Source organism: Streptomyces sp. NPDC038707 (assembly GCF_040636485.1).
In the GTDB taxonomy this organism is placed as follows: Bacteria; Actinomycetota; Actinomycetes; order Streptomycetales; family Streptomycetaceae; genus Streptomyces.
Genome location: NZ_JBEZUP010000021.1, coordinates 118681 through 128109, shown reverse-complemented (window position 1 = coordinate 128109; position 9429 = coordinate 118681). Strand labels below are relative to the sequence as shown.

7 protein-coding genes are annotated in these 9429 nt (G+C 73.1%); 3 read left to right on the top strand and 4 right to left on the bottom strand.

Annotated features, from left to right (window positions below):
* The 3 genes from AB0E62_RS26165 to glgB all read left to right on the top strand — a co-directional run.
* On the top strand, positions 1-515 hold a 515-nt coding region (locus AB0E62_RS26165), incomplete at its 5' end, for an alpha-glucosidase C-terminal domain-containing protein (protein WP_362198503.1).
* An 89-nt stretch (positions 516-604) separates the two neighbouring features.
* Positions 605-1990, top strand: a complete 1386-nt coding sequence (locus tag AB0E62_RS26160) for a maltokinase (protein ID WP_362198500.1) — start codon at positions 605-607, stop codon at positions 1988-1990.
* A gap of 252 nt (positions 1991-2242) precedes the next feature.
* A complete protein-coding gene (gene glgB, locus AB0E62_RS26155; RefSeq protein ID WP_362198509.1) occupies positions 2243-4441 on the top strand; it encodes a 1,4-alpha-glucan branching enzyme in 2199 nt (732 codons plus the stop codon).
* Here the strand turns inward: glgB and AB0E62_RS26150 are convergent.
* From AB0E62_RS26150 to AB0E62_RS26135, 4 genes are all read right to left on the bottom strand, one after another.
* Positions 4416-6719, bottom strand: coding sequence for a UvrD-helicase domain-containing protein (locus AB0E62_RS26150; protein ID WP_362198497.1), 2304 nt, complete (start codon positions 6717-6719; stop codon positions 4416-4418). The genes glgB and AB0E62_RS26150 overlap by 26 nt on opposite strands.
* Before the next feature lie 122 nt (positions 6720-6841).
* Complete coding sequence (locus tag AB0E62_RS26145) at positions 6842-7174, bottom strand: thioredoxin domain-containing protein (RefSeq protein WP_362198494.1); 333 nt, start codon at positions 7172-7174, stop codon at positions 6842-6844.
* Positions 7174-7599, bottom strand: a complete 426-nt coding sequence (locus AB0E62_RS26140; RefSeq protein WP_362198491.1) for a MerR family transcriptional regulator — start codon at positions 7597-7599, stop codon at positions 7174-7176. Before AB0E62_RS26140 ends, AB0E62_RS26145 begins: the two co-directional genes overlap by 1 nt.
* Positions 7600-7681: 82 nt before the next feature.
* Positions 7682-9355, bottom strand: coding sequence for an MFS transporter (locus AB0E62_RS26135; RefSeq protein WP_362198488.1), 1674 nt, complete (start codon positions 9353-9355; stop codon positions 7682-7684).
* Between the last annotated feature and the right edge of the window lie 74 nt (positions 9356-9429).

Sequence of the window (9429 nt, the reverse complement as noted above, 5' to 3'; positions counted from 1 at the left end):
ACGAGATCGGCATGGGCGACAACATCTGGCTCGGCGACCGCGACGCCGTCCGCACCCCCATGCAGTGGACCCCCGACCGCAACGCCGGCTTCTCGTCCTGCGACCCGGGACGCCTGTTCCTGCCGACGATCATGGACCCGGTCTACGGCTACCAGGTCACCAACGTGGAAGCCTCCATGTCCTCCCCGTCCAGCCTGCTGCACTGGACCCGCCGGATGATCGAGATCCGCAAGCAGAACCCCGCCTTCGGACTCGGCTCCTACACCGAACTGCCGTCGTCCAACCCGGCGGTGCTGGCGTTCCTGCGCGAGTACGAGGACGACCTGGTGCTGTGCGTGCACAACTTCTCCCGCTTCGCCCAGCCCACCGAGCTGGACCTCAGCCGGTTCGGCGGGCGGCATCCCGTCGAGCTGTTCGGCGGGGTGCGGTTCCCGGCGATCGGCGAACTGCCGTACCTGCTCACCCTCGCGGGGCACGGCTTCTACTGGTTCCGGCTGCGCCACGAAGCCGCGTAACCCGGCGCCCGGTGGGGCGGTTTCCACCGTCCCACCCGGGGCACCCCTCAGTAACACCCCGCCCACTTACGGGGAAAGGACGTGACGCCATGGCGGAAACGGTCACCCCCTTAGGCACCACCGGTTCACTCCTCGCCTCGCTCGACCCCCTGCTGCGCGGCTGGCTGCCCCGGCAGCGCTGGTTCGCGGGCAAGGGGCGCCCGGTCACCGGCTTCACCCCGGTGACGGTCACCGAACTGCTCGCTCCCGGCGGCCGGCTGGGCCTGTACCACCTGCTGCTGCGGGTCCACCAGCCGTCCGTACCGGGCGGTGAGCCGCACCCCGGCGACTGCTATCAGCTCCTGGTCGGCGTGCGCGAGGCACTGCCGCCCCGGCTGGCGCCCGCGCTGATCGGACACGTCACCGAGGGCCCGCTCGCCGGGTGCACGGTGTACGACGCGCTGTACGACCCCCGGCCCGCCGAACTGCTCCTGGAGGCCCTGCGCCGCCGGTCCCGGGTCGGCGTGCTGCGCTTCGAACGGGACGCGGGCCAGGAGATCCGGCCCGGCCTGGTGGCCCGGCTGATGACCGCCGAGCAGTCCAACTCGTCGGTGGTCTATGGAGATACGTTCATTCTCAAGGTGCTGCGCCGGGTGGTGCCCGGCGTCAACCCCGATCTGGAGCTGCCGCTCGCGCTCGCCCGCGAGGGCTGCCCGCGGGTGCCCGCGCCGACGGGCTGGCTGCGGGCCGAGCCGGGCGGCGAGCCGTACGTCCTCGCCGTGCTCCAGCCCTATGTCAGCGGGGCGGGCGACGGCTGGGAGCTGGCACTGCGCGAGCTGGCCAAGGGCGAGGACTTCGCGGCGGAGGCGCACGCGCTCGGCCGGGCCACCGCCGAGGTGCACACCGCGCTCGCCCGCGCCCTGCCCACCGTCACCCTCGGCCACCCCCGGCTGGAGGCACTGGTGGACGGCATGACCGAGCGGCTGGCGGCGGCCGTGCGGGCGGTGCCGGCCCTGGGCCCGTACGAACCCGGGCTGCGCTCGGCCTACACGGCGCTGGCCGCGCTCGCCGCCGAGGGCCGCACCTGGACCGCCCAGCGGGTGCACGGCGATCTGCACCTGGGGCAGTGCCTGCGGGCGCCGTCCGGCGGCTGGTCGCTGATCGACTTCGAGGGCGAGCCGGCCCGGCCGCTGGCGGAGCGGCGCATGCCGCAGCCCGTGGTGCGGGACATCGCGGGGATGCTCCGGTCCTTCGACTACGCGGCCCACTCGGTCCGCCCGCCCGCCCGGGACTGGGCGCACACCTGCCGGGCGGCCTACTGCGCCGGGTACGCGGAGGCGTCCGGCCGCGATCCGCGCACCGACCCGGTGCTGCTGCGGGCCTACGAGACCGACAAGGCGGTCTACGAGGTCGTCTACGAGGCCCGGCACCGGCCCGACTGGCTCCCCGTACCGATGTCGGCGATCCGCCGCCTCGCCGCGTCCGACCCGATCTGACCCGATCCGACCCGACCTGATCCCCGTCCGGGAGACTCGCTCGTGACCTCCAAGAAGCCAGCCGCCAGGAAGACCCCCGGTACGACCGGGAACCAGACCGCCGGGAACACCACGGCCGGAAGGAGGACCGGCGGGGAGCGGACCGCCGGGGAGGGGACGGCCGCGCAGGCGCACACGGCCCGGGCCGACCGGGTGCCCGCGCAGCAGGCGCCGCCCGAACGGGAAGCCACCCCCGCCCCGGCTCCCGCCCCCGTGGTCTCCGCCGTCTCCGCCGCCCTGGACGCCGGTGACCGGGAGCGGCTGCTGCACGGCACCCACCACGATCCGCACACCGTCCTCGGCGCCCATCCGGTCCCCGGCGGGGTCGCCTTCCGCGTCTTCCGCCCGTACGCCGAGGCCGTCACCGTGGACTGCGGCGAACTGCGCGCGCGCCTGCACGACGACGGCGACGGCTTCTTCTCCGGCCTGCTCCCCCTTTCCTCGGTCCCCGCCCACCGGCTGCTGGTCACCTACGACGGCACGGTCCACGAGACCGAGGACCCCTACCGCTTCCTGCCCACCCTCGGCGAGCTGGACCTGCATCTGATCGGCGAGGGCCGGCACGAGCAGCTGTGGCGGGCGCTGGGCGCGCACGTCCTCACCCACCAGGGCGTCACCGGCACCCGGTTCGCGGTGTGGGCGCCGAACGCGCGGGGCGTCCGGGTCACCGGCTCCTTCAACTTCTGGGACGGAACCGGCTTCCCGATGCGCTCGCTGGGCGGCACCGGGGTCTGGGAGCTGTTCGTGCCGGGGATCGGCGAAGGGGAGCTGTACAAGTTCGAGATCACCCGCCCGGACGGCTCGCACACCCAGCGCGCCGACCCGATGGCCCGCCGCACCGAGGTGCCGCCCGCGACCTCCTCCGTCGTGGACGTCTCGCGCCACGAGTGGGGCGACGCCGAGTGGCTGGCCCACCGCGCGGACATCCCGGTGCACGAGGCCCCCTTCTCCGTCTACGAGGTGCACCTGCCGTCCTGGCGGCCCGGGCTGACGTACCGCGAACTGGCCGGTGAGCTCACCGACTACGTCCGGGAGATGGGCTTCACGCACGTGGAGCTGATGCCGGTCGCCGAGCATCCCTTCGGCGGCTCGTGGGGCTACCAGGTCACCGGGTACTACGCACCGACGGCACGCCTCGGCAGCCCCGACGACTTCAAGTACCTGGTGGACCGGCTGCACCAGGCCGGCATCGGGGTGCTGATGGACTGGGTGCCGGCCCACTTCCCGCGCGACGAATGGGCGCTGGCCGACTTCGACGGGCGCCCGCTGTACGAGCCGCAGGATCCGGCGCGGGCCGCCCACCCGGACTGGGGCACGCTGGAGTTCGACCTCGGGCGGCGCGAGGTGCGCAACTTCCTGGTGGCCAACGCGGTGTACTGGTGCGAGGAGTTCCACATCGACGGGCTGCGGGTGGACGCGGTGGCCTCGATGCTCTACCTGGACTACTCGCGGGACTCCGGGCAATGGACGCCCAACGAGCACGGCGGGCGGGAGAACCTGGACGCGGTGGCCTTCCTCCAGGAGATGAACGCCACCGTCTACCGGCGCTGCCCGGGCGTGGTCACCATCGCCGAGGAGTCCACGGCCTGGGACGGCGTCACCCGCCCCACCCATCACCGGGGCCCCAGCGGGTTCGGCGGGCTCGGTTTCGGCCTGAAGTGGAACATGGGCTGGATGCACGACTCGCTCCAGTACATGAGCCACGATCCCGTGCACCGCAAGCACCACCACCACGAGATGACGTTCTCAATGGTGTACGCCTACAGCGAGAACTACGTCCTGCCGATCTCCCACGACGAGGTGGTGCACGGCAAGGGGTCCCTGGTGTCGAAGATGCCGGGCGACTGGTGGCAGCGGCGTGCCGGCCACCGGGCCTACCTGGGCTTCATGTGGGCCCATCCCGGCAAGCAACTGCTGTTCATGGGCCAGGAGTTCGCGCAGGGAGCGGAGTGGTCCGAGGCGCGCGGCCCGGACTGGTGGCTGCTGGACCCGGAGTACGGCGCGGCGGCGGACCACCGGGGCGTCCAGGACCTCGTCCGGGACCTGAACGCGGTGTACCGGGCCGCACCGGCGCTGTGGCAGCGGGACACCGACCCGGCGGGGTTCGAGTGGATCGCCGGGGACGCGGCCGACGACAACGTCTTCGCGTTCCTGCGCCGCGCCGCCGACGGCACCCCGCTGCTCGCGGTCTCCCACCTGGCGCCGGTGGTCCGCCCCGACTACCGCATCGGGGTGCCGGAGGACGTCCCGGCCTGGGCGGAGGTGCTGAACACCGACGCCACCCGTTACGGCGGCAGCGGCGTCACCCACCCGGACCCGGTCAAACCGGAGCCGCGGTCCGCCCACGGCCGCCCCACGAGCCTCCGCCTGACCCTGCCCCCACTGGCTACGGTGTGGCTGCGGCCGGCGTGAGCCCGGCCGGGAGCCGCCCGGTGTGCAGGACGCCCAGGCGCTGGGTGGCGCGCGTCAGGGACACGTACAGGTCGCTGGTGCCGTAGGCGCTCGGCTCCACCACCAGGACGGAGTCGAACTCCAGGCCCTTGGCCTGGCGGGGGTCGAGCAGCACCACCGTGCGGGTCAGGTCGGGGTCCGCGCCCGCCGTCACCCCGTCCAGTCGGGCGGCGAGGGCGCGGTGCAGCGCGCGCGGGGCGATGACGGCCAGCCGGCCCTCGGCGGGGGTGAGTTCGGCGACCGCCTCGGCGACCGCGCCGGGCAGGTCCCCGGCGGCCTGCCGCACCCAGGGCCGTACGCCGGTGGAGCGGACGGAGCTGGGCGGCTCGAAGTCCGGGTGCTCGGCGCGGACCACGGCCGCCGCCAGGTCCATGATCTCGGCCGGGGTGCGGTAGTTGACGCCCAGCCGGGTGTGCTCCCAGCGGTCCTCGACATAGGGGGCGAGGATGTCCGCCCAGGAGCCGACGCCGGCCGCCTCCGCGGTCTGGGCGGGGTCGCCGACCAGGGTCATGGAGCGGGTCGGGCTGCGCCGCATCAGCAGCCGCCAGGCCATCGGGGACAGTTCCTGTGCCTCGTCCACGATGATGTGCCCGAACGCCCAGGTGCGGTCGGCGGCGGCCCGTTCGGCGGCGCTGCGGTGGTCGGCCTCCTCGTGCCGTTCGGCGAACCGCTCGGCGTCGATGATGTCGTGCGCGGAGAGGACCTCGCTCGCCTCCGGGTCGCTGTCCTCCTTGTCCTCGAACTCGTAGGTCCGGGAGGCGTACGACACGTCGAGCACGCCCTGCGCGTAGGCCACCTGGGTCTCGCGTTCGCGTTCGGCGCGGGCCCGGGCCAGCCGGTCGTCCTCGCCGAGGAGTTCGGCCGCCTCGTCCAGCAGCGGGACGTCGGCGACGGTCCAGGCGCGGGTGACCGGGCGGCGGATCGCGTCGGCGTCCTCCCGCGCGAGATAGCCGTCGGGCTCGGCGAGGAAGTCGGCGACCAGCCGCTGCGGGGTGATCCTGGGCCACAGCCGGTCGATGGCCTCCCAGACCTCGGGGTTCTCGGCGATCTCGTCGCGGATCTGGGTGATGTCGGAGGCGTCGAGCAGGCTGCTGCCGTCGTAGGGGTCGGTGCCCACGCGCTCGGCGTACAGCTCGGTGAGCGTGTTGAGGATGTGCCCCTCGAAGTACTCGCGGGCCGCGTTGTGCGGCAGCCTGGCGGCGCGGGTGCGCTCGCGGGCGACGTTCACCAGGCCGTCGTCCAGCATCAGCACCTCCCGGTCGTGCTCGATCGCGATCACCGGGTCCGGCAGGGCCTGCCGGTCGCGGACGACCGCGGCCAGCACCTCGGCCATCTCCGCGCGGCCCTTGACCGCGGCGGCCTCCGGGGTGTCGGCCGCGGTGGCCCTCACCCCGGGGAACAGCTCGCCGACCGTGGCCAGCAGCACCCCGGTCTCGCCGAGGGAGGGCAGCACCTCGCCGATGTAGCCGAGGAAGGCGGGGTTGGGGCCGACGATGAGGACCGCGCGGCGGGCCAGCAGCTCCCGGTGCTCGTAGAGCAGGTAGGCCGCCCGGTGCAGGGCCACCGCGGTCTTCCCGGTGCCGGGGCCGCCCTCCACGACCAGCACCCCGCGGTGCGGCGCCCGGATGATGCGGTCCTGCTCGGCCTGGATGGTCTGCACGATGTCGCTCATCCGGCCGGTGCGCGCCGAGTTCAGCGCGGCCAGCAGCACGGCGTCGCCGTTGTGGTCCTCGTGGCCGGTGCGGGTGGCGTCGCCGAGGTCCAGGATCTCGTCGTGCAGGGAGGTGACCGTGCGGCCCTCGGTGGCGATGTGCCGGCGGCGGCGCAGGCCCATCGGGGTGTGGCCGGTGGCCAGGTAGAACGGGCGGGCGACGTCGGCCCGCCAGTCGATCAGCACGGGGGTGCGCTCGGTGTCGTCCTCGCGCAGCCCGATCCGGCCGATGTGGTGGGTGGTGCCGTCGGCCAGGTCGATCCGGCCGAAGCAGAGCGAGCCGTCCACGGCGTTCAGCGCGGCGAGCAGCCCCGAGCGCTCGGCGACGAGGATGTCCCGCTCCAGCCGCGCCTGCATGGGCTTGTCGCCCTGGGCGAGGGCGTCCGCGACGGAGGTCTCGGTCTCGCCGCGCAGGGCGTCCACGCGTGCGTACAGTCCGTCGATGAATTCCTGCTCGCCGCGCAATTCATCGTCGGGAAATTCGCTGTTCGACAGATCCGCGTTTGACAATTCCGCTCCCGCCCGCATATACTGTGGTCACTGAACTTCTCCGCGACGTACTCCAGGGAAGTCGCGAACCACCGAATATACGCAGCGAAATCCCCCGAGCGCAATTGCCCGGGGGATTTTTGGTGTCCGGCCGCGGCGCTTTACAGCACGTCGGCCAGCTCCTCCAGCAGCTTCCGCTGGGGCCGCGCCCCGACCATCGCCTTCACCGGCTCACCGCCCCGGAAGACCATGAACGTGGGCATCGACAGCACCTTGTAGGCGTTGGTGGTGTCCGGGTTGTGGTCCACGTCCAGCTGGACGACCTTGAGCCGCTCCCCCTCCTCGGCCGCGAGCCGGCTGAGCACCGGCGCCATCTGCCGGCACGGCGGGCACCAGTCGGCCGTGAACTCCACCAGCACCGGCAGTTCCGCTTCCAGGACCTCGGTCGCGAAGTCCGCGTCTCCCACTTCCGCCACACCCGCCGCTTTGCTCATCACTGCCGCCCTCCCAGTTCGCACCGCGGTTCCGGACCCCCCGGAACCAGCGCCTCGGCGGCCAGCTCGTCGCGTGCCCGCTCGGCCCGCGCCAGCTGCCCCGCGACCGTGTCCCGTACGGCGCTCAGCTGTCCGATGAGCGCGTCCAGCTCGGCCAGCTTGTGCCGGTAGACCACCAGCGAGGCCGGGCAGGCATCGCCCTCCGGGTGCCCGGCCCGCAGACACTCCACGAACGGCCGGGTCTCCTCCAGGTCGAAACCGAAGTCCCGCAGGGTGCGGATCTGGGCCAGCAGCCGCAGATCGCCCTCGTCGTACGTCCGGTGTCCATGGGCGTCGCGCCGGGCCGGCAGCAGCCCGCGGGACTCGTAGTAGCGCAGGGTGCGGGTCGTGGTTCCGGCCCGTGCGGCCAGTTCGCCGATTCGCATGCCCCGACGGTACGGGTTGACGTCGGCGTCAAGGCAAGACCGGCCGGGACATCGGTCCCGGCCGGTCGCGTACCCCGGAGGGTCAGGCGGTTTGGCTGTCCGCGAGTTCCTTGTCCGCGTTCTCCCGCTCCTGGGCCGCGGCCTCGTGGCGCGGCAGCAGGACGGCCACCAGGACCGTGCCGATGCCGAGGATCACCGCGCCGACCAGGCTGGTGTGGGCGACCGCGTCGGAGAAGGCGGAGCCGACCGCGTCGGCCATCTGCCGGGCGCCCGACGCCAGTTCACCGGCCTGCTGCTTGAGCTGCGCGGCCTGCTGCGGGTCGGTCGCCTGCTGGGCCCGGGCCGCGGCCTGGTGCGCCTTCTCGCCGATGCCCTGGGCGACGGCGTACCCGGCGCCGACCGAGTCCTGGGCGGTGTCCAGGGCGCTCGCCGGGAGCTTGCTGCCCTGGGTGGCGTCGGACAGGTGGCCGCTGTAGGAGGTGGCCAGCAGGGAGCCGAGGATCGCGATGCCGAGCGAGCCGCCCAGCTCCAGCGAGGTGTCGTTGACGGCGCCGCCGACGCCCAGCTCCGACTCCGGGAACGCGCCCATGATCGCGTCGGTGCAGGGCGACAGGGCCAGGCCTATCGCGAGGCCCAGGATGATCAGGGGCGCCACAAAGTCGCCGTACGTGGAGCCCGCGTCCACCCGGGTGAGCAGGGCCAGGGCGACGGTGCCGCCGGCCATGCCCGCGCCGACGGTCCACTTCATGCCGACGCGCGGGGTGAGCACAGCGGTCAGGGCCGAGCCGGCGAACACGGCGCCGGCGAGCGGCAGCATGCGCACACCGGTCTGCAGGGCGTCGTAGCCGAGGACGAACTGCAGGTGCTGGGTCAGGTAGTAGAAGGCGCCGAAGACGGCCAGGAAGAACAGGGCGACGGCGAGGTTGGAGCCCGCGAACCGGCGGGCGGTGAAGCGGCGCACGTCCAGGAGCGGGCGCGGGTGGCGCAGCTCCCACAGCACGAAGGCGACCAGACCGGCGCCGGCGACGACGGCCGCGCCGATGGCCTTGGCGCCCCAGCCGAAGTGCGGGCCCTCGATGATCATGTAGACGAGCGCGGCGGTCCAGATCACCGACAGCACGCCGCCGACGTAGTCGATGCGGTCGTGGTGGCCCGCCTTCGACGGCGGGACGAGGGCGAAGGCGGCGACGAGCGCGACGGCCGCGACCGGCACGTTGATCAGGAAGGTCGAGGACCAGCCGTGGTCGCGCAGCAGGGCGCCGGCCACCACGGGTCCGGCGGCGATGGCGAGCCCGGCGGTGGCGGTCCACAGGGTGATGGCCTTGGCCCGCTCGGCGCGCGGGAAGGTCGCGGCGAGCAGCGAGAGGGTGGCCGGCATGATCAGCGCCGCGCCGACGCCCATCACCGCGCGGGCCGCGATGACGGTGGCCGCGCTGTCGGCGAGGTATCCGAACACGGCCCCGCCGCCGAACACCACCAGGCCGAGGACGAGCGCGCCGCGCCGGCTGTACTTGTCGCCGATCGCGCCGAGCAGCAGCATCAGCGCCGCGTACGGCACGGTGTAGCCGTCGATCACCCACTGGAGGTCGGCGCTGGAGAGCCCGAGGTCCTTCGTCATGTCGGGCGCGGCGACGGTGAGGGCGGTGTTCGCCATCACGATGATCAGCAGGCTGAGGCAGAGCACCAGCAGCGCCCACCATCGCCGGGCGTAGGGGCGCTCCATCCTCTCGACCGGTTCGGTCATGACGAGTCGCATGGCAGGGATCGCCTTCCTCGGGTACGCGACGGACTTGCACAGTGACGTGCAATTGCACAACTATGTGCAATGTA

Coding starts and splice junctions, on each gene's coding strand:
- AB0E62_RS26160 (WP_362198500.1), top strand. CDS start 605: ATGGCGGAAACGGTCACCCCCTTAGGCACCACCGGTTCACTCCTCGCC.
- AB0E62_RS26150 (WP_362198497.1), bottom strand. CDS start 6,719: ATGCGGGCGGGAGCGGAATTGTCAAACGCGGATCTGTCGAACAGCGAA.
- AB0E62_RS26145 (WP_362198494.1), bottom strand. CDS start 7,174: ATGAGCAAAGCGGCGGGTGTGGCGGAAGTGGGAGACGCGGACTTCGCG.
- AB0E62_RS26140 (WP_362198491.1), bottom strand. CDS start 7,599: ATGCGAATCGGCGAACTGGCCGCACGGGCCGGAACCACGACCCGCACC.
- AB0E62_RS26135 (WP_362198488.1), bottom strand. CDS start 9,355: ATGCGACTCGTCATGACCGAACCGGTCGAGAGGATGGAGCGCCCCTAC.